Source organism: Paenibacillus oleatilyticus, from assembly GCF_018998565.1.
Lineage (GTDB): Bacteria > Bacillota > Bacilli > Paenibacillales > NBRC-103111 > Paenibacillus_G > Paenibacillus_G oleatilyticus.
In genome coordinates this window covers 54237-76214 of record NZ_JAHNZO010000012.1, presented here as the reverse complement: position 1 = coordinate 76214, position 21978 = coordinate 54237, and the positions used below count along the sequence as shown (strand labels likewise).

18 protein-coding genes are annotated in these 21978 nt (G+C 53.5%); all 18 read right to left on the bottom strand.

Features of this window, described 5'->3' with window-relative positions:
* Positions 1–28: 28 nt before the first annotated feature.
* Complete coding sequence (locus tag KQX66_RS17035; protein WP_216794010.1) at positions 29–1069, bottom strand: aspartate-semialdehyde dehydrogenase; 1041 nt, start codon at positions 1067–1069, stop codon at positions 29–31.
* Between the two features lie 43 nt (positions 1070–1112).
* On the bottom strand, positions 1113–1706 hold the full coding sequence (locus tag KQX66_RS17030; RefSeq protein ID WP_063187831.1) for a dipicolinate synthase subunit B: 594 nt from the start codon (positions 1704–1706) through the stop codon (positions 1113–1115).
* Positions 1703–2602, bottom strand: coding sequence for a dipicolinate synthase subunit DpsA (gene dpsA, locus KQX66_RS17025; RefSeq protein WP_216794009.1), 900 nt, complete (start codon positions 2600–2602; stop codon positions 1703–1705). Before dpsA ends, KQX66_RS17030 begins: the two co-directional genes overlap by 4 nt.
* Before the next feature lie 182 nt (positions 2603–2784).
* Entirely contained in the window at positions 2785–3273 is a 489-nt protein-coding gene (dut, locus tag KQX66_RS17020) for a dUTP diphosphatase (RefSeq protein ID WP_216794008.1), read from the bottom strand.
* Positions 3233–4483, bottom strand: a complete 1251-nt coding sequence (locus KQX66_RS17015; protein WP_216794007.1) for a M16 family metallopeptidase — start codon at positions 4481–4483, stop codon at positions 3233–3235. The genes dut and KQX66_RS17015 overlap by 41 nt, the downstream gene beginning before the upstream one ends.
* A gap of 69 nt (positions 4484–4552) precedes the next feature.
* A complete protein-coding gene (locus KQX66_RS17010) occupies positions 4553–5593 on the bottom strand; it encodes a polysaccharide deacetylase family protein (protein WP_216794006.1) in 1041 nt (346 codons plus the stop codon).
* Between the two features lie 169 nt (positions 5594–5762).
* A complete protein-coding gene (pnp, locus tag KQX66_RS17005; protein ID WP_216794005.1) occupies positions 5763–7865 on the bottom strand; it encodes a polyribonucleotide nucleotidyltransferase in 2103 nt (700 codons plus the stop codon).
* A gap of 317 nt (positions 7866–8182) precedes the next feature.
* Complete coding sequence (rpsO, locus tag KQX66_RS17000; protein ID WP_010491237.1) at positions 8183–8452, bottom strand: 30S ribosomal protein S15; 270 nt, start codon at positions 8450–8452, stop codon at positions 8183–8185.
* A 173-nt stretch (positions 8453–8625) separates the two neighbouring features.
* Positions 8626–9585: a bifunctional riboflavin kinase/FAD synthetase gene (locus KQX66_RS16995; protein WP_216794004.1), complete on the bottom strand. Its 960-nt coding sequence runs from the start codon at positions 9583–9585 to the stop codon at positions 8626–8628.
* 46 nt (positions 9586–9631) lie between these two features.
* Positions 9632–10573 (bottom strand): tRNA pseudouridine(55) synthase TruB, encoded by a 942-nt coding sequence (truB, locus tag KQX66_RS16990; protein ID WP_216794003.1) that lies wholly within the window; start codon positions 10571–10573, stop codon positions 9632–9634.
* Entirely contained in the window at positions 10570–11556 is a 987-nt protein-coding gene (locus KQX66_RS16985) for a DHH family phosphoesterase (RefSeq protein ID WP_216794002.1), read from the bottom strand. The genes truB and KQX66_RS16985 overlap by 4 nt, the downstream gene beginning before the upstream one ends.
* On the bottom strand, positions 11553–11909 hold the full coding sequence (rbfA, locus tag KQX66_RS16980) for a 30S ribosome-binding factor RbfA (protein WP_036676353.1): 357 nt from the start codon (positions 11907–11909) through the stop codon (positions 11553–11555). Before rbfA ends, KQX66_RS16985 begins: the two co-directional genes overlap by 4 nt.
* 6 nt (positions 11910–11915) lie before the next feature.
* Positions 11916–14729 carry a translation initiation factor IF-2 gene (gene infB, locus KQX66_RS16975; RefSeq protein ID WP_216794001.1) on the bottom strand — a complete coding sequence of 938 codons (2814 nt, stop codon included), beginning with the start codon at positions 14727–14729 and terminating at the stop codon, positions 11916–11918.
* A complete protein-coding gene (locus KQX66_RS16970) occupies positions 14710–15054 on the bottom strand; it encodes a YlxQ family RNA-binding protein (protein ID WP_216794000.1) in 345 nt (114 codons plus the stop codon). Before KQX66_RS16970 ends, infB begins: the two co-directional genes overlap by 20 nt.
* On the bottom strand, positions 15041–15355 hold the full coding sequence (gene rnpM, locus KQX66_RS16965) for an RNase P modulator RnpM (protein WP_010491249.1): 315 nt from the start codon (positions 15353–15355) through the stop codon (positions 15041–15043). Before rnpM ends, KQX66_RS16970 begins: the two co-directional genes overlap by 14 nt.
* A 45-nt stretch (positions 15356–15400) precedes the next feature.
* Positions 15401–16498 (bottom strand): transcription termination factor NusA, encoded by a 1098-nt coding sequence (nusA, locus tag KQX66_RS16960; protein ID WP_063186411.1) that lies wholly within the window; start codon positions 16496–16498, stop codon positions 15401–15403.
* Positions 16499–16557: 59 nt separating this feature from the next.
* Positions 16558–17016: a ribosome maturation factor RimP gene (gene rimP, locus KQX66_RS16955; RefSeq protein ID WP_216793999.1), complete on the bottom strand. Its 459-nt coding sequence runs from the start codon at positions 17014–17016 to the stop codon at positions 16558–16560.
* Positions 17017–17545: 529 nt separating this feature from the next.
* Positions 17546–21859, bottom strand: a complete 4314-nt coding sequence (locus KQX66_RS16950; protein ID WP_216793998.1) for a PolC-type DNA polymerase III — start codon at positions 21857–21859, stop codon at positions 17546–17548.
* Positions 21860–21978: the final 119 nt, after the last annotated feature.

Below are 21978 nucleotides of genomic sequence, written 5' to 3'. Positions count from 1 at the left end.
GTGTCTCAGAAAGCCAGTTTAGTTCCATTTATTGCTGCTCGATCGCGATGTATTCGGCAATTTGAACGGCGTTCCAAGCCGCTCCCTTGAGCAGGTTGTCGGATACGATCCACAGATTGAGGGCTCTCGGGTTGCTGAGATCGCGGCGAATACGGCCGACGAACGTTTCAAGCTTACCTGCTGCATCCGTAGCCAGCGGATACAGCTGTTCGGCAGCGTTATCCTGTACTACAATCCCCGGTGCGTCAGCCAGCAGGCGTTTCACCTCTTCGATATCGAAATCTTGCTTAAGCTCGACATAAACCGATTCGGAATGGCCGTAAACGACCGGAATCCGCACGCAAGTCGCGGTTACTTCCAGCGATTCGTCGCCCATAATTTTTTTCGTTTCGTTGATCATTTTCATTTCTTCGTAAGTAAAGCCATTGTCCACAAATTTGTCGATTTGCGGAATAGCGTTGAATGCGATTTGATGTTTGACCGGCAAAGAGCCTACCGGTAAAATTTGTGGCTCTACAGCGTTTCCTTCCAGTACTTCGCGGGACTGGCGAAGCATCTCGTTAATCGCGCTGGCGCCTGCGCCGGATACGGCTTGGTAAGTCGACACGATGATGCGGGAAATGCCGTAACGGTCGTAAAGCGGCTTCAACGTTTGCACCATTTGAATCGTAGAGCAGTTCGGGTTGGCAATCACGCCTTTGTGGTCGCTGACTTTGTCGATATTTACCTCAGGCACGACAAGCGGCGTTTCCGGGTCCATCCGGAACGCGCTGGTGTTGTCGATACATACGGTTCCATGCTTGATCGCTTCCGGAACCAGTGCCCGGCTGACGTCGCCTCCTGCGCTGAACAGGGCAATGTCTACGCCTTTGAAGCTGTCCGGCGTTGCTTCTTCAATCGTCACTTCACGGCCTTTGAACTGAAGTTTCTTGCCTGCGGACCGGGCCGAGGACAAGAGCTTCAGCTCTTGGATGGGGAAATTCCGTTCAGCCAGCAAACGGAGGATCTGTTCTCCTACGGCACCTGTCGCGCCTACTACTGCGACGTTAAACAACTTTTGATTCGACATGTATTGTCCTCTCCCCTAAAGATGAATGATAAAAAATGCAGGATCAGTAATTAAACCGTTCAATCAGCATCGGCTGCAGCTGTTTGCCTTGAAGGGCCGCCTCGCAAGCTTCCATAATCAAATCCATGCGCGCCACAAGCGAATTCGGTTTGACCGTCGGCGCATCCTGTCCGAACGGGACGAAATAAATGTTTTTGGTAATCAGAAGCTTACCGATATTCGTGGCGTTCAGTCCCAATCCGTCATTTGTCGAAATCGCCAGCACGAGCGGTCTCCCGTTGCGCATCTGCGCTTTGGCCGCCATCAGCACGGGACTTTCCGTCATGGCGTTAGCAAGCTTGCTGGTCGTATTCCCGGTACAAGGAGCAATCACCATTATGTCTAGGAGTTTCGAAGGACCGAGCGGTTCTGCATCTACAATTGAAGAAATAATATCATTTCCTGTGATCTCTTTCAACTCTTTTTGCCAATTTGCCGATGTGCCGAAACGCGTGTCCGTGGTCATGATCGTATTGGATACGATGGGCACGACTTTAGCACCGGCGTTGACAAAACGACGGATTTGCGGCATCGTTTCTTCAAACGTGCAGTGAGAGCCGGTCAAGGCGAAGCCCACCGTCAATTGATCCCAATTCATTCCCCGTTCCTCCTTCGTCTTGCGTCCTCCATGATGATGCGGGTCAGCGTATCGCCAATGATGCGCCCGGCCGTCTTCGGGGCGACAATCCCGGGCAGCCCCGGCGCAAGCATCGCCTTCACTCCACGTTTTTCGGCATAGCGGAAATCGGTTCCGCCCGGCTTGGAGGCAAGATCGATAATAATCGCGCGATGCGGAATATTGGCGATGACTTGAGCGGTGACCACCATGGCCGGGATGGTGTTGAACAGCAAATCCACTTGGGATACGTAGGAAATCAGCTCTTGCGTATAAAAAGGATTCATTCCCATTTCGATCGCGCGGGCGTAATATTCGGGCTTGTTGACGCCCACCCTCACCTTCGCGCCCATGCCTTGCAGTGTGCGGGCAAGCGTCGCTCCGGTTCTTCCGAAGCCAAGCACCATAGATTCCGAGCCGTGAATGGTGATATCCGTGTTCTGAATCGCCATCATCACCGCGCCTTCGGCTGTCGGAATGGAGTTGTAAATCGCCACATCGTCGCGATCGAACAGTTCGATCAGTGCGATGCCTTCGTTCGAGCACAATTCGCGTAAGTAAGGTTTGGCCATGCCCGTAAAGACAATGGCATGTTTCGGCAGAGCAGCTATATGTTCATGGTTGAGTCGTAACTCTTTGGATGAAAACAGACTGTCCACATTTCCTTGATCGTCCGTCCCAACAGCAGGCAAAATGACGGCATCCAAAGCCACAAGTGCCTCGGGCGTCAATTCTGCCTTGGTGATCCCGCTTGAACCCTTCTGCAAATTATCAAAGCCGAACAAGACGACGGATGCGTCGAGTTCGGAGCATCTATGAATCACCTCGAGCTGCCTGGCATCGCCGCCGATCAACGCTACTTGAATCCCGGTCAGCATTCATTCTCACCTCTTTCCATGTCGCTCTCGATAAATCATGATATGCGACAGCCCAGAGATGGGTTCCGGCAGATCAAGCCCCCAAACGCCGACGGCCGCATCGTTCGGCTGCGAACAAAAAGCGCTCCCCCGTCAGGCCGAATTGCCGGTCTGCGGAAAAGCGCTTAGATCGCCCGTCTTACTTATTTTGTTCCCGTATGCCCGAAGCCGCCCGCTCCGCGTTCCGTCTCGTCCAGCTCGCTTACCTCGGTCAGCGTAATGAGCGGCACCGTTTGAAACACCATTTGCGCGATACGCTCGTTACGGTTAATGGTGAACGTTTCTTTGCCGTGATTGATCAGCAGCACCTTGACTTCGCCGCGGTAATCGGCATCGATCGTGCCCGGTGTGTTCAAGGATGTGATCCCGTGTTTAAAAGCAAGCCCGCTTCGCGGACGGATCTGGGCTTCCAGCCCTGCCGGCATGGCAAGCGAAAATCCGGTCGGAATGAGCGTCCGTTCCCCCGGCCCGAGATCGACCGGCTCGCTTACAGCGGCATACAGATCGAAGCCGCTGGCCAGCTCGGACATCTTTTGCGGCAGCGCGATATCCTCGTTCCCCGGCAGCCGTTTAATTAACACTTCGATTCGTTCAGACAAGCTGATCCCTCCTAAATCCGGCGATGGCCTCATTCGTCTGCCCGACCATAGCCAATGCAAACGGCACGGACAGCATCTCCGCCGTCAGCGCTTGAACTTGCTCCATCTCCACGCTTTCGATACGCTGTATCATTTCATCCAGATTGTAATGTCTGCCCAGCATCAACTCGTTTTTCCCGATCCGGTTCATCCGGCTGCTGGTGCTCTCCAGGCTCAAAATCAAGCTGCCCTTCATCTGTTCCTTGCCCTTCTTCAGCTCGGTCGGCGTCAATCCCTTTTCCTTGATGTCGGCCAACAGCTCCAGCGTCACCTTAAGCACTTCTTCGGTCTGCTTAGGCGCCGTACCGGTATAGACGGTAAACAGACCGCCGTCCTGGTAGGAAGAATGATAGGAATATACCGAGTAAGCCAGACCGCGTTTCTCGCGGATTTCCTGGAATAACCGGGAGCTCATGCCGCCGCCGATCGCATTGTTCAGCAGGATCATCGCATACAGCCGGTCGTCCTTCGCGGCCAGTCCGGGCAGCGATAAACAGATATGATTTTGTTCAGTCTTCTTCTGGTGATACTCGGAATCGCTCCGAAACGCCAAAGGATCAAGCGGGGCCTGTGAACCCGCATTCGCGAAGCTCCCGAAATGTTTCTCGATCAAGCCTACGACATCGTCGTTAATGTTGCCGGCGATGCTGATAACCGTATTGGCAATCGTATACTGCGACTTCATGTACTCCTTAAGCGTATCAGAGGTCATCGCCGCCAAATTGCTTTGCGTGCCGATGATGGTACGTCCGAGCGAATGCCCGCCGAAAGCGGCCCGGGCAATCAAATCATGCACCATATCGTCCGGAGTATCTTCGTACATCGCGATTTCTTCGTAGATGACATTTTTTTCCTTTTCCAATTCCGTCTCATCGAAGACCGAACCGAAAAACATATCGGAGAGCACTTCCACCGCGAGCGGCAGATGCTCGTCCAGCACCTTGCAATAATAGCATGTGTACTCCTTCGAAGTGAAGGCGTTTACGTTGCCTCCGATGCCGTCGAAAATTTCGGCGATATCTTTGGCGGAATATTTTTCCGTGCCCTTAAAGAGCATATGCTCGATAAAATGCGAAATGCCGTTGTTCGTCTCGTTTTCGCTGCGCGATCCGGTTTTGACCCAGATGCCGAAAGCAACGGAGCGGCACGTCGGAATTTTCTCGATGACGAGCCGCAGTCCGTTGGTAAGTGTGTATTTGTCCAAACGCTTTAAGCCTCCTCGGTACGGCGAAGTCTTGATTCCCTGCAAAGGTATAACATTCTGATATTACCATTATTGTCCGGCGGACTCAACCTTCGGAATCCGCGCCGGCGAAATGACCTCGCTGACGGTGCCCAAAGACAGCCCTTTGGCCCGGATTGCGCGAATGATGCCCTGCAGCGCGACGCTGCTCGAAGACGTAGGATGCATCAGGATCAGAGAGCCGGGCTCGATCCGTGTGGTTACTTTTTGCACGATGGAAGAGGGCTCCGGCTTTTTCCAATCTACCGTATCGATCGTCCACAAAATGGTGCGCAGGTTCATCCCATGCGCAACGTCTACGGTCATTTGATTGTAATCACCCGATGGAGGGGCAAACAGACGGTTCTGCACGCCAAGCTCCTGCTTCAGCATCGTCTCAGTCTTGCTGATTTCGGCAACGGCTTGCGTCCGGCTGAGCTTGCTCATGTCCCGGTGAGAGTAGGCATGATTGGAGACTTCGTGTCCTTCCTCCATAATTTTGCGCGCGGTCGGAATATTTTTTTTCAGCCACATCCCGTCGAAAAAAAAGGTCGCATGCACCTGCTCCTTACGAAGAATATCCAGCATTCGCGGCAAATACTCGTCGCCCCACGCCACGTTGATCATAAGCGCTGCCATTGGCTTCGCCGGGTTGCCTTTGTAGATCGGATTCGGTCCGAGTTGATCCAGATCGACTTGAGGCGGCACTTCGCGGAACACGAGCTGCGGCGTTTCCGGAAACGACTGTCGCTCCGCCAGCTCCAACGATTTCTCGACATCGACCTCGAGCCCGTTGTAGCCCGGTATCGCTTTCCAGACACGATCGATTTTGGCGTCCACCGGCGGTATATTTCGCTTCGCCGCCTCGGCCTTAATTCTTTCAAGCACTCTGGCCCGCCGCTCATTCCCTGCGTCGCTCCATGCCCTAAGCGACAGCAGAGAAGACAGCGTCCGTGCATCGTCTGCAGCCCGTTCATGACCGTTCTTCTCTCTGGCATGCTGTACAAATCGGTCGACCGCTGGAGAGAACTGCAGGCCGAGCAGCAGCGCTACAAAGCATAATGACGCAGCTAACCATCGTTTGCGTTTCATGCCCATTCTCCTGTCCACACCTGTTTGTCCCCATCTTATGCCCGGCAGGACAGGTTTAGACCAACATCTAGAGAGTGCCGCGGCTGAAATCCGGATTTTCGGGCAAACAAAAAAGAGACAGACTGCTCTGGCTCTTTCTGCATGCTCGCTTGAAATCTCAAGCGTTAAATTAGGTTTGGGCTGGCACTTGCGCCGTCAATACCGCTTTACGCGACAAATTGACACGGCCTTGGTTGTCAATTTCCGTTACTTTCACCGTAATCGTATCGCCGATCTTGACGACATCTTCTACCTTGCCTACCCGCTCGGTCGACAGCTGGGAAATGTGCACCAAGCCTTCTTTGCCCGGTAAAATTTCGACGAAGGCGCCGAACTTTTCGATCCGCCTCACAGTACCGAGATACGTTTCCCCGACGATGACTTCGCGGACGATGCCTTCGATGATTTGACGCGCCTTTTCGTTCATCTCACTGTTGGACGAAGCGATGAAGACGCGGCCATCCTGCTCGATGTCGATTTTTACGCCGGTTTCTTCGATGATCTTGTTGATGATTTTGCCGCCTGCTCCGATGACATCGCGGATTTTGTCCGGGTTGATCTGCATCGTGACGATTTTCGGCGCATAAGGCGACAGGTCCGATTTCGGCTGCGAAATGCGATCCAGCATTTTGTTCAAAATATGCATGCGGCCTTTTTTCGCCTGCTCCAACGCATCCGTCAAAATGGCCCGGTCGATGCCGTCGATTTTGATATCCATCTGCAGCGCAGTAACCCCTTTGGCGGTACCTGCCACTTTAAAGTCCATATCGCCGAGGTGGTCCTCCATCCCCTGGATGTCCGTCAAGATCGAGTAATGCTCTCCGTCTTTGATTAGACCCATGGCTACACCTGCTACCGGAGCTTTGATCGGAACGCCCGCATCCATCATCGCCAGTGTACTCGCGCAAATGCTTGCCTGCGAAGTCGAACCGTTCGATTCCAGCACCTCGGAAACCAGGCGGATCGTATACGGGAAGTCGACTTCAGAAGGAATAACTGGCTCCAGCGCACGTTCTCCGAGCGCCCCGTGTCCGATTTCGCGCCGACCCGGCGCACGCAGCGGACGAGCTTCGCCTACGCTGAACGGCGGGAAATTGTAATGATGCATAAACCGCTTCGATTCTTCCAGGTCGAGACCGTCGAGAATTTGCACGTCGCCAAGTGCTCCGAGCGTACATACGCTGAGTGCCTGCGTTTGGCCGCGGGTAAACAAACCGGAGCCGTGCGTACGCGGCAGCAGGTTGATATCGCATTCGATCGGTCTGATTTCATCGAGCCCGCGTCCGTCCGGACGAACTTTGTCGTGCGTAATCAAGCGGCGCACTTCTTCTTTCACAATATCGTACAGCGTTTCTTTGACGTCGGCCATTTTTTCCGGCGTTTCGGCGTAAACCGCGGCAAAATGCTCCTTCGCTTCATTGTTAATCGCGTCGATCGCATCTTGTCTTGCATGCTTCTCCGGAATTTTGACCGCTTCCACCAGACGGGCTTGAGCGAACTCACGAACCGCTTGGTTTACGTCACTATCGACGCTGTGAAGCTTGACTTCCATTTTCGGCTTGCCGACTTCCTGTACGAATTGTTCCTGAATGGCAACGATTTTGCGGATTTCGTCATGACCGAACATGATCGCTTCCAGCATCACTTCCTCCGGCACTTCTTCCGCACCGGCTTCAACCATCATGATAGCATCTTTCGTACCTGCCACGACGAGGTGGATATCGCTTTTTTCCGACTGCTCAAGGGTCGGATTAATGACGAACTGTCCGTCCACCCGTCCGACAATAACCCCGCCCACCGGACCGTTAAACGGCACATCAGAAATGCTGAGCGCTGCGGAAGTTCCGATCATAGCCGCAATTTCCGGCGCGCATTCCTGATCCACGCTCATGACGATCGCAACGATCTGCACGTCATTGCGGAATCCTTCCGGAAACAACGGACGAATCGGACGGTCTGTCAAGCGGCTGGACAAAATCGCTTTCTCGCTGGGGCGTCCTTCCCTTTTAATAAAGCCTCCGGGGATTTTACCTACCGAATAAAGACGCTCCTCATAGTTGACGGTTAGAGGGAAAAAATCCAAATCTTTCGGCTCGGCGGAAGCCGTTACCGTACAAAGCACGACGGTTTCGCCGTAGCGCGCAACGACAGCGCCGTTCGCCTGCTTCGCCAGACGTCCGGTTTCCAGAATCAACGGACGTCCGCCGAGATCCATCTGCACTTGTTTCTCCATATTCAACCTCCTCAATTTTCGTTTAAAGCTTTTGAAATTTTACACCCGGAATTCGTTATGTAGGGTCACTTGATCGAAGCCGGGGTCCCCGCACTACCGCCATTGCCTAGTGACCGATCAGGGCAAGCTTGCCTCCGGATCGCCAAAACGCCGGTCTTCCTTAACCATTCTGCATATTAGTCAGTATTTCCTGCTTTTTATGAAAATAGTGCTGTCCCGATATTTTAAAAAAGCAACCCCGCAGCCCGTGCATCCGTACGCCAGACGCTCCGGCGTGCACAAAGGACAAACGTGGTTGCTTTAGTTGTAAGGCTGGATTAACGGCGCAGACCGAGTTTTTCGATCAAAGCGCTGTAGCGTTTGACGTCTTTGTTTTTCAAGTACGTCAGAAGCTTACGGCGTTGGCCGACCATTTTGAGCAGACCGCGACGAGAATGATGATCTTTCTTGTGCGTCTTCAAGTGGCTGGTCAGGTTCACGATGTTTTCCGTAAGAATTGCAACTTGCACTTCTGGAGATCCAGTGTCGCTCTCATGCGTCTTGTGCGTTTGGATCAGTTCCTGTTTGCGTTCTTGTGTCAATGCCATGATTGAGTCACCTCCGAAAATAATAAGTATATCCCCTGTGGCCCAGAGACCGGTGGAGAACTCGATTCTCCATGCCAAGGTTCATTTGATGTCCTGAATTCCTCATGCGATAGCATGTTGAATCGACAACGTTTCATAGTATACCATAGTTGGTTTATAAAAGTAAAATAAAATTACGAGTTTTGAATCGTTTTCCGAGCCGCAAGAATCGAACGTGCTTGATCCGCATCTTGACCGATCTGGGAGATCAGCTCTTGAACCGAAGCGAATCTCCGTTCTTCGCGAATAAATGCGAGCAGCTCCACCTGCACGTTCTCTCCGTAGATCGTTTCGTGAAAATCGAACAAATGCGCCTCCAGCGCGGGCTGCGTCAGGCCGGTGACGAAGGTAGGCTTCACCCCGACATTCATAACCCCGCCTACTTTGCGGCCCCCGACAGTGACCTGTACGGCATAGACGCCATTAGCCGGAATGACGTATGGCTGGCTCACCTCAAGATTCGCGGTCGGGAAACCGATGGTACGGCCCCGCCCGTCTCCGTGCACGACCGTCCCTTCCAGCCGGTAAGGCCGGGCAAGCAACGCATTGGCTTCGGCAATATCGCCGCGCAGCAAGCATTCGCGAATCAATGTGCTGCTGACTTTCTCGCCGTTCCTGTGAAACGGACGAACCACCTCGACCGCAAATCTCCCCTTGGCCAAATCGCACAGCGTATCCGGCGTCCCTGCGCCCTTATAGCCGAAGGTAAAGTCAAATCCGACGAAAACCGTACTGACCTTCATCGGCACAAGCATGTGTTCGACGAACTGTTCGGGCGTTACGCGCATAAACGATTCGCTGAAATCCACGACATAGGTCGTGTCGACCTGAAGCTGCTGCAGCAATTCCTGCTTGGCCGCGAGCGGTGTTAGCAGCTTGGTGTATTTGTCCATCCCGAGCACTTGTCTGGGATGCGGATGAAACGTCATGATGGCAGCCGGCAGTTGAAGCTCGGCCCCGCGTTCGACCGCCCTCTGAATCACTTCCCGGTGACCGAGGTGAACGCCGTCGAAATCTCCGATCGCCAGCACCTTGGCGGAATCGTCCGGACGGCCGTCCTGCGGCAGCGGATACGATAGCTGTACCGTTTCCATGGATGTCTTTCACCTACATTTCTTTGGTGCGTTTGACCGCTCAAGCTCAAGAAAATATTTTGACCGGCAGCAGCAATCCCGGTTCCGAATCCCATTCAAAAAGCCCGATTAACGCACCCGTTTCTTCCGTGAAGCAGGCGACCGCCCGCTCGTCCGTGGACGAAAAGTCGTTTAATGCGGCCTTCTGCCCTTCGCTGACGCGAATCTTCTGACCCTGCAGCGCCTTCTGTGCTTGAACGGAAGAAAGCCGGACGGACGGCAAATGGGCAACCGCCTGCTCCATCGGAATCAACCACCCGGCAAGCTCACCGTTTTTGTGGAGTGCTTCGATCTGTTCAAGCGTTAAGCACCGTTCCGGCCCGATATGTCCGGTTGAGGTTCGCACCAGCTCCGCCATCACGGCCGGAACGCCGAGAGCTTGTCCGATATCCGCACATAGCGTGCGAATATATGTTCCCTTGGAGCAGTCGACGCGAAACTTGACCTTCGGGTAATCTCCCGACCAGTCCGTCTCCAGCACTTCGATGCCGTAAATGGTGACCGTCCGGGATTTCCGCTCCACTTGAACGCCCTGCCGCGCCAGCTCGTACAATCGTTTGCCGTCTACCTTGACCGCAGAATACATCGGCGGCACCTGTTCGATGTCGCCGATAAAGCTTAAGACCGCCGCCGTCACTTGCTCCGGCGTCAACCGTTCTCCAAGACCCTCCACCCGCTCCAGCACTTCCCCCGACAAGTCTTCCGTATCGGTAGCAAGTCCCAGAAGCAGAGTCGCTTCGTACGCTTTCGGCAGCTCTTGAATGTACTCGACAAGCCGGGTCGCCCTGCCTATGCAGAGCGGCAGGACGCCTGTCACTTGCGGATCAAGCGTTCCCGTATGGCCAATCCGCTTGATTCTAACGATGCGGCGCACTTTAGCCACCACATCGTGGGAAGTAAAGCCTTTCGGCTTCCACACGGGCAAAATCCCTTCCAATTCCGTTGTCATGCGAGCGCCATCCCTACTTCCCGAACGACTCGCTCAACCGCTTCGGACATCGAACCGCGAATCGTACAGCCGGCCGCTTTGACATGTCCGCCGCCGCCGAATTTTTGGGCAAGCGCCGCGACATCGGCCACGCCTCCGGAGCGTAGGCTGACTTTAACGATTCCGGGCTCTTTTTCCTTAAACAGCATGCCGACTTCTACCCCTTCGACATTGCGGGCATAGTTGACGAGTCCGTCCATATCTTCGCTGGATGCATCGGTAGCGGACAAATCGTCCAAAGTGACGGACAGCCAAGCCACCTTATTGCTATGTGCAAAGGACAACGTATTGAGGCTTCGCTTCAGCAAGGACACCTGACCGAGCGTCATCGTTTCGAGCAGCCTTTCGGCAAGCTCATGCCCCTTCACGCCACGCGCCAGCATATCTGCCGCTATCTGCATCACTTTAGGCGTCGTATTGGAATAACGGAAGCCTCCCGTATCGGTCAGCAAACCGGTGTAAATACAATCGTTCAGCTCCGGCGTGAACTCCAGGTTCAGCTCCAGCGCCAGATCGTACAACACTTCCACGGTAGCCGCGGCATCGGAACGCACCAGATTGACGGTTCCGAAGCCGTCATTGGTGGCATGATGATCAATGTTCAACAGCTTCCGTTCCGGCTCGAAGCATTCGCTCACCAAGCCGATTCGTCCGAAATCCGCGCAATCGACCGAGATCACCGCCGCGAACTTGCGCTCGGGCGGAGCTTTCTCGTATTCGATGACCGCGTGAGTCCCGGCCATGTACATGAACTTATCCGGGATCCGGCCTTCGTTGATCAATGTGAACCGTTTGTTTAACGACTGCAGCATCCAGGCGACCGCAAACGTGGACCCGGCAGCATCGCCGTCGGGCTGCACGTGGGCTACGACCAGAAAATCATCCTGCTCGCGGATAAAACCGGCCGCCGCTTGAAGCTGAACGGCATATTCCGCTGTGGTCATGCTTCTGCATTCCCGTCGTTAATTTGGTGAATGAGCGTTTCGATCTTGCTGCCGTAATCGATCGAGGCGTCAAACTTAAACAGCAGTTCCGGAATTTTGCGCATCCGAATTCGTTTGCCAAGCTCGGAACGGATAAAGCCGGTGCCGCGGGCGAGTGCCTTCAGCGTTTCTTCCTTCTGTTCGTCGCTGCCAAGCACGCTCAAGTATACTTTGGCCTGGGAAAAATCATTCGTCACATCGACGCCGGTCACGGTAATGAAACCGATGCGCGGGTCTTTCAGCTCAGATTGAATGATCTGGCTTAGTTCCTTCTTGATTTGCTCCCCGACTCTGCCCACGCGAATTTTTGCCATAGCGGATCACCTCTCTACAGTTTCCATAACGAAGGCTTCAATCGTGTCTCCCTCTTTAAGATCATTAAAACGCTCCAAAGATATACCGCATTCGTAGCCTTGCGCCACTTCTTTCGCATCATCCTTGAATCGTTTCAGCGAGTCGATCTTGCCTTCGAATACGACGATTCCGCTGCGGACGATCCGTACTTCGGCGGAACGGACAATTTTGCCGTCCGTCACCATGCAGCCCGCAATCGTGCCGACCTTGGACACTTTGAAGATGTTGCGGACTTCGGCATGCCCGATAACGACTTCTTTATATTCCGGATCGAGAAGCCCCTTCATGGCCTGCTCGATTTCTTCCATGACTTTGTAAATGATGCTGTGCAGACGGATATCGACTTTTTCCTGCTCGGCCGTGTTTTTCGCTTGCGGCTCCGGACGGACGTTAAAGCCGATGACGATCGCATTGGAAGCCGATGCCAGAATAACGTCGGACTCGGTGATAGCCCCTACGCCGCTATGCAAAATTTTAACGCGTGCGCCTTCGACGTCGATTTTCTCCAAGGAGCCTTTGAGCGCCTCGGCAGAACCTTGTACGTCCGCTTTAATGATGACGTTAAGGTCCTTAACTTCGCCTTCTTTAATCTGTTTGTACAGATCGTCCAGCGTTACGCGGGCGTTTGCTCCCATCTCGGATTGACGCAGCGTGATGGCACGCTTCTCGGCGATATCTCTCGCTTTGCGCTCGTCTTCGAAGACCAGGAATGGATCGCCGGCTTGAGGCACTTCGGTCAAACCGGTAATTTCAACAGGAGTCGAAGGCCCGGCTTCTTTCAGCTTGCGTCCTTTGTCGTTCATCATGGCCCGCACACGTCCGAAGCAGACGCCCGCGACGAAGCTGTCGCCCACTTTAAGCGTACCGTGTTGGATCAAGACACGCGCCACCGGCCCTTTGCCTTTGTCCAGCTCGGCCTCGATGACCGTACCTCTGGCACGCTTGTTCGGATTGGCTTTAAGCTCCTGCACTTCGGCGACAAGCAAAATCATATCGAGCAGATTTTCCAGCCCGATCCCTTGCTTCGCAGAAATGTTGCAGAAAATCGTATCGCCGCCCCATTCTTCGGGAACAAGTTCATATTCGGTCAACTCTTGCTTGACCCGGTCCGGGTTCGCATCCGGCTTATCGATTTTGTTCACCGCAACGATAATCGGCACTTTAGCCGCTTTAGCGTGACTGATCGCCTCTACCGTTTGCGGCATGACGCCGTCATCGGCTGCAACCACGATAATGGTGATATCCGTCACCTGTGCGCCGCGGGCACGCATAGACGTAAACGCTTCGTGGCCCGGCGTATCGAGGAACGTAATCTTTTTGTTGTGAGTTTCCACCTGGTAAGCGCCGATATGCTGCGTGATACCGCCCGCTTCGCCTTCGGTTACGCTTGTCTTGCGGATCGCATCGAGCAGGGTCGTTTTACCGTGGTCGACGTGGCCCATGATGGTCACTACCGGAGGACGCTCCATCAGATCCGCTTCTTCGTCCTGCTCTTCGAATTGTTCGAATTTGTCTTCCTCAACCGGAATTTTCAATTCGACTTCCACGCCGTATTCGGACGCAAGCAATTGGATCGCATCCAAATCAAGCTCCTGGTTGATGGTTGCCATCACGCCGAGGAACAGAAGCTTCTTGATCACTTCGGAAGCGTCCTTATGCAGCGCTTTGGCCGTCTCGCCTACGGTCATCGTTCCCCGAACGATAATTTTCTTCGGTGTATTGTCGATCTTCGGTTTCGGCGGCTCCTGATTTCTGCCACCCCGGCCTTGAGCTTTACCGCGGTTTTGGCCTCTTCCGCCGCCGCCCCGGTTATCTTCAAATCGTTTATTATTATTATTCGGCTTCGATTTCTTCGCACCTCTGTTCGCTGCCGAATCGTCTACATCCAGACCAATGGTCGCTGTCGTCGGTTTCGGAGGAATGGACGCCTGACGGTTGCCGCCGCGGTCGTTATTGCGCTGCTCGAAGCCGCCGCTTCTGCGTTGATCCGGCCGTTGGCCCTGCTGGCCGCCGCCTTGACCTCCGCGATTGCCACCGCCTTGGCCTCCTTGTCCCTGGCCTTGACCACCGCGATAGCCGCCGCCTTGGCCTCCTTGTCCCTGGCCTTGACCGCCGCGATAGCCGCCGCCTTGGCCTCCTTGTCCCTGGCCTTGACCGCCGCGATAGCCGCCGCCTTGGCCTCCTTGACCTTGGCCTTGACCGCCGCGATAGCCGCCGCCTTGACCACCTTGGCCCTGGCCTCCACGATTGCCGCCGCCTTGGCCTCCTTGACCTTGGCCTTGACCGCCGCGATAGCCGCCTTGACCTCCACGGTTGCCGCCTTGGCCTCCTTGGCCGCCGCGATTACGGTCGTTTCCTTGGCGATCGCCTTGGCGGGACTGGCCTTGGTCTTGACGGCCTTCGCCACCTTGACCTTGCGGTCTGTTTTGTCCCTGACCATTGTTTTGTTTAGGTTCAGCCGATTGTACTTGCGCCGTTTGCGGGCGCTGTTCCGGTCTCGGCTGCGCCGCTACGGTTTGTTGTTTGGATTCCGGACGATTGGACGGCTTATCCCCTGTTTTGGCTCCGCCCTCGTTCCGTTTTGCTGCTGCATTGGCTTTAACGTCTCTGAAAAATTTCTCTACACTCGACACCGCATCATTCTCCATTACGCTCATATGATTGTTGACCGGAATATCCAGTCTTTTTAAAATTGTGATGATCTCTTTACTGCTCATATTTAAAGATTTGGCATATTCGTACACTCTAAGTTTGTCTTTATTATTGTCTTGTTTGGTCAATACCGTCCACCTCCGTACGATCTAACTGCTTCAACAACATCCGCGCAAATCCCGCATCGTTTACCCCAATGACGACTCGCGCTTCTTTACCGATACTGGCTCCAAGCTGATCCCGACGGCCGTACTGATGGATAGGAACTTGATAATAAATGCACTTATCGTTCACTTTCTTGAAGGTGCCTGCGGAAGCGTCCTCGGCCATGATCACAAGCTTCGTTTCGCCGTTTCGGACCGATTCGATCACCATGTCTTCACCGGTAACCAGTTTTCCCGCCCGCATGGCGAGCCCCAGATTCGAGAAAAATTTGTCACTATTCTTGTTCATCATCCACCGCGTCTTTTCCGGCAATAAATTCGTCTTCCACTTTAATAAAATCCTGCTCGAGAGCATCGTAAATATCCGGACTGACCGACGATTTCAGTGCGCGATCCAGCGCACGCGATTTCTTGGCCAGCTTGAAGCAGGATAGTTTACCGCACAAATAGGCGCCGCGTCCGGCTTTTTTTCCCGTCAAATCGATGAGTAGTTCATCATTCGGCGTTTTCACCACGCGGATTAGTTCTTTCTTAGGCATCATCTGCTGGCAGGCTACGCATTTACGCAGAGGTATTTTTCTTTGTTTCATCGGATCATCCCCCTCCCGCATGGCCGTCAGACCGATGTCTGCGAATTAATCGATACTGACGGAATCCTGGTGCATTTCTTCAGCATATGTCTTCGGTCGGCCGTATTCCTGCTCGGCTTGCGTCTCGCTCTTAATGTCGATCTTCCAACCGGTCAGTTTGGCGGCCAGCCGTGCATTCTGCCCTTTAATGCCGATGGCAAGCGACAGCTGATAGTCCGGCACGATAACCCGGGCCATTTTCTCGGCTTCGAACACTTGCACCTCCAGCACCTTGGACGGGCTGAGCGCGTTGGCGACATACTCCTCCACACTTTCCATCCAACGGACGATGTCGATTTTCTCGCCTTTTAGCTCGCCGACGATCGTTTGCACGCGCATACCCTTCGGCCCTACGCAAGAACCGACGGGATCGACTTCCGGATTGCGGGAGTATACGGCAATTTTGGAACGGAAGCCGGCTTCGCGGGCGACGGAACGAATTTCGACGACCCCTTGGAAAATTTCCGGAACTTCCAGCTCGAACAACCGTTTCAACAGCCCGGGGTGCGTACGGGACAAAATAATCTGCGGTCCCTTGGTCGTATTCTCAACCTTGGTGATATACGCTTTAATACGGTCTCCGTGCTTGAATTTATCGGTGGGCATCAGCTCGTTCAGCGGCATAACCGCTTCGATCTTGCCCAAATCGATATACAGGTTGCGCGTGTCTTGACGCTGCACGATGCCGTTGACGATGTCTTCCTCTTTATCGACATAGGCATTGTAGATCAGCCCGCGCTCCGCTTCGCGGATCCGCTGCGTGACGACCTGCTTGGCCGTCTGAGCCGCAATCCGGCCGAAATCGCGAGGAGTAACCTCGAGCTCGACGATGTCGTTCAGCTGATAATTTTGGTTCATTTCTCTTGCAGCGAAGAGCGATATTTCCAGCCGCGGATCAAGCACGTCGTCGACGACCGTTTTGCGGGCGTATACTTTAATGAGCCCCGTATGACGGTTGATGTCGACGCGCACGTTTTGCGCGGTATTAAAATTGCGCTTATAGCTCGAAATCAGCGCTGCCTCAATCGCGTCGATCAGCACGTCTTTGGCGATGCCTTTCTCCTTCTCGATTTCGTTTAGCGCTTCGATAAAATCCATGTTCATTTGAATGGAGTTCCCCCTCTCATAAAATACGAGCCGCCCGACGCATTGGCAGATCGAGCCTAGAATTTGATGGCGTGCCTGGCGCCGGCCACTTTGTCAAACGGGATTTCGTGCTTTTTCTTGCCGACTTCGACCACAACCGTTTGTTCGTCGTACGATACAAGCGTGCCTTCGAATTCCTTCAAACCGTTTACCGGTTCGTACGTCGTCACGAAGACGTGCTCACCAATTGCTTTACGGTAATCCTGAGGCTTCTTGAGCGGACGCTCCGCCCCGGGCGAAGACACTTCCAGGAAGTAAGCCGATTCGATGGGGTCCTTCTCGTCCAGCTTGGCGCTGAGGTATTCGCTGATGCGGCCGCAGTCATCGATATCGATGCCGCCTTCTTTATCCACATATACCCGCAAAAACCAGTTGCCGCCTTCTTTTACATATTCGATGTCGACCAGCTCAAATCCGTTTTCGTCCAAAAAGGGGCGAACCAGCTCTTCCACAGTGGATTTGATGTTTGTGCTCAAACGTGCGTTCCTCCTTAGTAGGGTGAGAAAGCGAGCGATAGTTAGAGTATAGAAGCTTTGGCGGTTGAGAACGGAAGGCTCGTTGGAATTCATTTAGTGCGGGCTGCCGGGATATCGCGATTGGCTAATGCTCAGACACGTTTTGCCCCGATCCTTCGATTTTGCTTGGTAGAGGAAAGGATCGGGGCAAAAAACTCGCCGCCAATCGCGATTTCCCTCTCGCCTGCTCATCTGCGAGCAACCCCTGACTTCAAGCAAGGGCAAAAACTCACAATCCTATACCCCTAAAATGGCCGTTCAATCCAACGTCCGTGCCAGCTTAACCCGCTGACCGCTTAGCGCACATCTGCGCCGAACCAACGCTTCACTCGCTTCGGGGCCTTATACAAAATGTAAAGAGTGGGTTTCCCCACTCTTTGGTCACGAGATATTACGTTGCTACCGAAGAAGATTATACCATAAGTACAGAGATCATGCAATAAGGCGTAAAAAGGCGCCTGAGGAAGCAAAGAAGACTTCTTCGGGAGTCCTAAAACAGCGAAAGCTGATTCGTCTCCGGAAGGCCGCGGAAACAGCCCATACCGTTAAGAATTTCGACGATCGTCTTCGATGCCTTGCTTCGGGTCTGAAAGTCCTCAATCGATAAGAACGGGCCGTCGTTTTTGGCGGCTGCGATGTTCTTCGCCGCGTTCTCCCCGATCCCCGCAATGGCGGAAAACGGCGGAATAAGCGAGTCTTCTTCGATAAGAAACTTTGTCGCGTCCGATTTGTACAAATCGATCGGCTTAAACGAAAAGCCGCGGGCCGTCATCTCCAGCGCCATTTCGAGAATGGAGATCATGCTCTTCTCTTTCGGCGTCGCCTGGAACCCTTTTTCCTCAATTTCGATCAGCTTGCGCAAAATCGCGTCGTAGCCTTGGCACAGCAGCTCGATTTCGAAATCCTGCGCACGGACGGAAAAATAGGTCGCATAGTAAGCAATAGGATGATAAAGCTTAAAATAAGCGGTGCGCACCGCGGAAATAACATAAGCGGAAGCATGCGCCTTCGGGAACATGTACTCGATCTTTTCGCACGAATCGATGTACCATTGGGGAACGTTATGCTTCTTCATATCTTCTTTCCACTCGTCGGTGAGCCCCTTCCCCTTCCGCACGCTCTCGGTGATTTTAAATGCCAGCCCCGCGTCCATACCTGCTTTATAAATCAAATACAGCATGATATCGTCGCGGCACCCGATCACCGTTTTAATCGTGCAGATGCCTTTCCGGATCAGCTCCTGCGCATTGCCGAGCCAAACGCCGGTTCCGTGAGAGAGACCCGAAATTTGCAGCAAGTCCGCAAAGCTGGACGGCTTCGCTTCCTCAAGCATCTGGCGCACGAATTTCGTCCCCATCTCCGGCACCCCGTAGGTCGCTACCGGCGTCCGAATTTTCTCCGGAGTTACGCCAAGCGCGTCCACAGAGTTGAACATGCTCATGACTTTCGGATCGTTCATCGGAATGGTTGTCGGGTCGACGCCGGTCAAATCCTGCAGCATCCGCATCATCGTCGGATCATCGTGCCCCAGAATATCGAGCTTCAGCAGGTTGGCGTCGAAGGCGTGGTAATCGAAGTGAGTCGTTTTCCACTCGGCGCTCGTATCGTCGGCCGGATACTGCACTGGAGTGATATCGTCGACCTCGATGTAATCGGGTACGACTACGATCCCGCCGGGATGCTGGCCGGTGCTTCGCTTTACGCCCGTGCAGCCGGCAGCCAGCCTGTTCAGCTCCGCGCCGCGCCACTTTTTGCCATGCTCTTCTTCATACTTCTTTACGAAACCGAATGCCGTTTTTTCCGCAACCGTACCGATTGTGCCCGCCCGGAACACGTTTTTCTCGCCGAACAGCACCTTGGTGTAGTTGTGCGCGTGCGGCTGGTATTCGCCGGAAAAGTTCAAATCGATATCGGGAACTTTGTCGCCCTTGAAGCCGAGGAACGTTTCGAACGGAATGTCCTGGCCTTCGCCTTTCAGCTTTTCTCCGCAGTTCGGGCAATTTTTGTCCGGCAGGTCGAAGCCGCTGGGGATCGATCCGTCGAGAATCCATTCGCTGTGCTTGCACGATTTGCAAATGTAATGCGGCGGCAGCGGATTAACCTCGGAAATGCCGAGGAACGTCGCTACGACCGAGGAACCGACCGAGCCCCGCGAACCGACGAGATAGCCGTCGGCATTCGACTTCTTTACGAGCCGCTCGGAGATCAAATAGTTGGCCGAGAAACCGTATTTGATAATCGGTACAAGCTCCTTCTCCAGACGCGCTACAATAACCTCCGGCAGCGGGTCACCGTAAATCTGCTTTGCCGTATCGTAGCAGGTGTTGCGGATTTCATCGTCCGCCCCTTCGAGAATCGGCGTAAACAGCTTGGTCGGAAACAGCTCCAATTCCTCGAACCGGTCGGCAAGCTCCGACGTATTTTTCACGACGACCTCGTAAGCCGTTTCTTTCCCCAAATATTCAAACTCTGCAAGCATTTCTTTCGTTGTGCGAAGGTGGACGTCCGGCTTGCGGATATCTTTAAGCGGGCTAAAGCCGGTAATCCCGTGAATGGTAATGTCACGGTATATTTTTTCACGCGGATGCAGATAATGTACGTTGCCCGTCGCAATAACAGGCTTGCCGAGCTTGCGGCCGATTTGGACAATTTTGCGATTGGCATCCTCCAGCTGTGCCGGGCTGCCGACCAAGCCTTTGTCCACCAAGTGCATGTTTACGCCAATCGGCTGAATTTCGAGCACGTCGTAAAATTCTGCGACCATTTCCGCTTCTTCGACCGATTTGTTCAGCACCGTTTCGTAAAACTCGCCCTTTTCGCAGCCCGAAGCGATAATCAAGCCTTCGCGCATTTCCTGCAGCTTGCTCTTCGGAATGCAGGCCACCCGATGAAAATACTCCGTGTGTGAAAGGGATACGAGACTGAACAGATTTTTTTTGCCGACCATATCTTTGGCGTAAATGCAGCAATGGAACGGCCGTTGCGTTTTGAGGTTTTTGCCGACCTCGTCGTTCAAACGGGACAGCTGCTTATAGCCGCGGTCCCCTGCTTCTTTCAACAGGTGAAAAAGCACATGTCCGAGCGCAATCGAGTCGTCAATCGCCCGGTGATGGTTGTCCAAGCTGACCTTGAACTTATCGGAGAGCGTGTTCAGCCGGTGATTTTTAAGCGTCGGGAACAGCAACCGGGCAAGCTCAAGCGTATCCAGCACGGGATTAGTCACTTCGGGCAAACCGAGCCGTTTGCAGTTCGCTTGAATGAACCCGATATCGAATCGCGCATTGTGCGCTACCAGAACGCTGTCTCCTACGAACTCGATAAACTTGGGCAGCATCTCCTCCAGCTCGGGCGCACCCTTGACCATGTCGTCCGTAATGTTGGTGAGTTGCTGAATGTTATATGGAATCCGCTCATGCGGATCGATAAACGTGGCAAAACGATCGATTTCTTTACCGTCCTTCATCCGGACGCCGGCAAGTTCGATAATTTTGTTGCTGGTGACAGACAAACCTGTGGTCTCGATGTCGAAAATAACATAATCCGCATCGGCGAGGTTGATGTCCGTCGGGTTCATAACGACCTGTACGGAATCGTCTACGACGTTGGCTTCCAAACCGTAGATGACCTTGATCCCGTTTTTCTTCGCGGCTTTATATGCTTCCGGGAAGCATTGAATACCGCTGTGGTCGGTCACCGCTATCGCTTTATGGCCCCACTTGGCCGCCGTTTTGATGTATTGGTCGACCGGTGTGATACCGTCCATGGTGGACATTGCAGTATGAAGGTGAAACTCCACCCGCTTCTCTTCCGCATCGTCCTTCCGGTCCGGCGGGGCTACGATTTCATTAACGTCGGATGGAATCATCACGAGCTCGGGGATCTGCATAAACCGATCGTACTCGACACGGCCGCGCAGCTTCAGCCACTTGCCGTTCGTGATCAGGCTGTAAATTTTAACGTCTTCCTTCGTCTTGGCAAACGCCTTGACCATAATCGAATCGGAAAAGTCGGTAACGTTAAACATGAACAGTGTGCTGCCATTTTTAAGCTCTTTCGTGTCCAGGCCGAAAACCGTACCTTGTACCGTAACTTTCTTCTCTTCGTCCCTGACGTCCTGCAGCGGAACGGCCTGATCTTTAATGTCATAGCCGACCATCAGTTTCAGCTCCGCATCCTGCTGCGACTCCGCTTCGTTCTCCGCCTCCACGGCCGTCAAGATATTGATCGTCACTTCTTTCTCTTCCTGCTCGATCTGCTTCGAGAATCTCTCCAGCTCTTCTTCCCGGGAATCGCTGACCGCATACTTCACATGAAAATCGACGCCGAAAAATCCGCTGAAATACCGCTGAATCAGTCCGCCGATATTTTTTTTCTTAGCCAATTCCAAGCCGATCGTATCCAGCAAATAAAGCGTAAGCACGTTCCCGTTCGTTTCAATTTTGGCCTTGGTCATCCAGCCGTTAATCGACGCCGCTTCCCGCTGCACCCATTCGAGAAACATGCTCCAGTATTCGTGCGCCACTTCTTCCGGCTTCACATCCGGCGTGTATTGGAGCACGAAACGAATGGCAGCGATATGCGAGAACTTGTCCCGGATCATTTTGCAGAAGGAACGGTAAATATCTTGCGGCACCACTTGAGTTTTGACGATATGAAACGTCCATTCCCTGTTTTTGCGGCTCGTTTCCACTTTATCGATATATCCGTCCGAAAAAAAAGACCGAACCACGTCCGCCGGTACACTGGCCTGCTGCATCAGCATTTCAAAGCGCTCCCGTTTCAGCGCCGTACTGTCATTGCTCATGGTGCTCCTCCCCCCGTAAAACGATGAAAGGGGCAAAAGGAGTGTTGCTTTCCCGTTGCCCCTTATGTAAAAGGTTAGGCGTTTGTTAGCTAAGTGGAAAAGTTTTGTTTCTACTGGCC

Excerpts from the sequence above, each read along its gene's own strand:
- KQX66_RS17035 (WP_216794010.1), bottom strand. The coding sequence starts at position 1,069 with ATGTCGAATCAAAAGTTGTTTAACGTCGCAGTAGTAGGCGCGACAGGT.
- KQX66_RS17030 (WP_063187831.1), bottom strand. The coding sequence starts at position 1,706 with ATGAATTGGGATCAATTGACGGTGGGCTTCGCCTTGACCGGCTCTCAC.
- dpsA (WP_216794009.1), bottom strand. The coding sequence starts at position 2,602 with ATGCTGACCGGGATTCAAGTAGCGTTGATCGGCGGCGATGCCAGGCAG.
- dut (WP_216794008.1), bottom strand. The coding sequence starts at position 3,273 with ATGAGGCCATCGCCGGATTTAGGAGGGATCAGCTTGTCTGAACGAATC.
- KQX66_RS17010 (WP_216794006.1), bottom strand. The coding sequence starts at position 5,593 with ATGAAACGCAAACGATGGTTAGCTGCGTCATTATGCTTTGTAGCGCTG.
- pnp (WP_216794005.1), bottom strand. The coding sequence starts at position 7,865 with ATGGAGAAACAAGTGCAGATGGATCTCGGCGGACGTCCGTTGATTCTG.
- rpsO (WP_010491237.1), bottom strand. The coding sequence starts at position 8,452 with ATGGCATTGACACAAGAACGCAAACAGGAACTGATCCAAACGCACAAG.
- KQX66_RS16995 (WP_216794004.1), bottom strand. The coding sequence starts at position 9,585 with ATGGAAACGGTACAGCTATCGTATCCGCTGCCGCAGGACGGCCGTCCG.
- truB (WP_216794003.1), bottom strand. The coding sequence starts at position 10,573 with ATGACAACGGAATTGGAAGGGATTTTGCCCGTGTGGAAGCCGAAAGGC.
- KQX66_RS16985 (WP_216794002.1), bottom strand. The coding sequence starts at position 11,556 with ATGACCACAGCGGAATATGCCGTTCAGCTTCAAGCGGCGGCCGGTTTT.
- rbfA (WP_036676353.1), bottom strand. The coding sequence starts at position 11,909 with ATGGCAAAAATTCGCGTGGGCAGAGTCGGGGAGCAAATCAAGAAGGAA.
- KQX66_RS16970 (WP_216794000.1), bottom strand. The coding sequence starts at position 15,054 with ATGAACAAGAATAGTGACAAATTTTTCTCGAATCTGGGGCTCGCCATG.
- rnpM (WP_010491249.1), bottom strand. The coding sequence starts at position 15,355 with ATGAAACAAAGAAAAATACCTCTGCGTAAATGCGTAGCCTGCCAGCAG.
- nusA (WP_063186411.1), bottom strand. The coding sequence starts at position 16,498 with ATGAACATGGATTTTATCGAAGCGCTAAACGAAATCGAGAAGGAGAAA.
- KQX66_RS16950 (WP_216793998.1), bottom strand. The coding sequence starts at position 21,859 with ATGAGCAATGACAGTACGGCGCTGAAACGGGAGCGCTTTGAAATGCTG.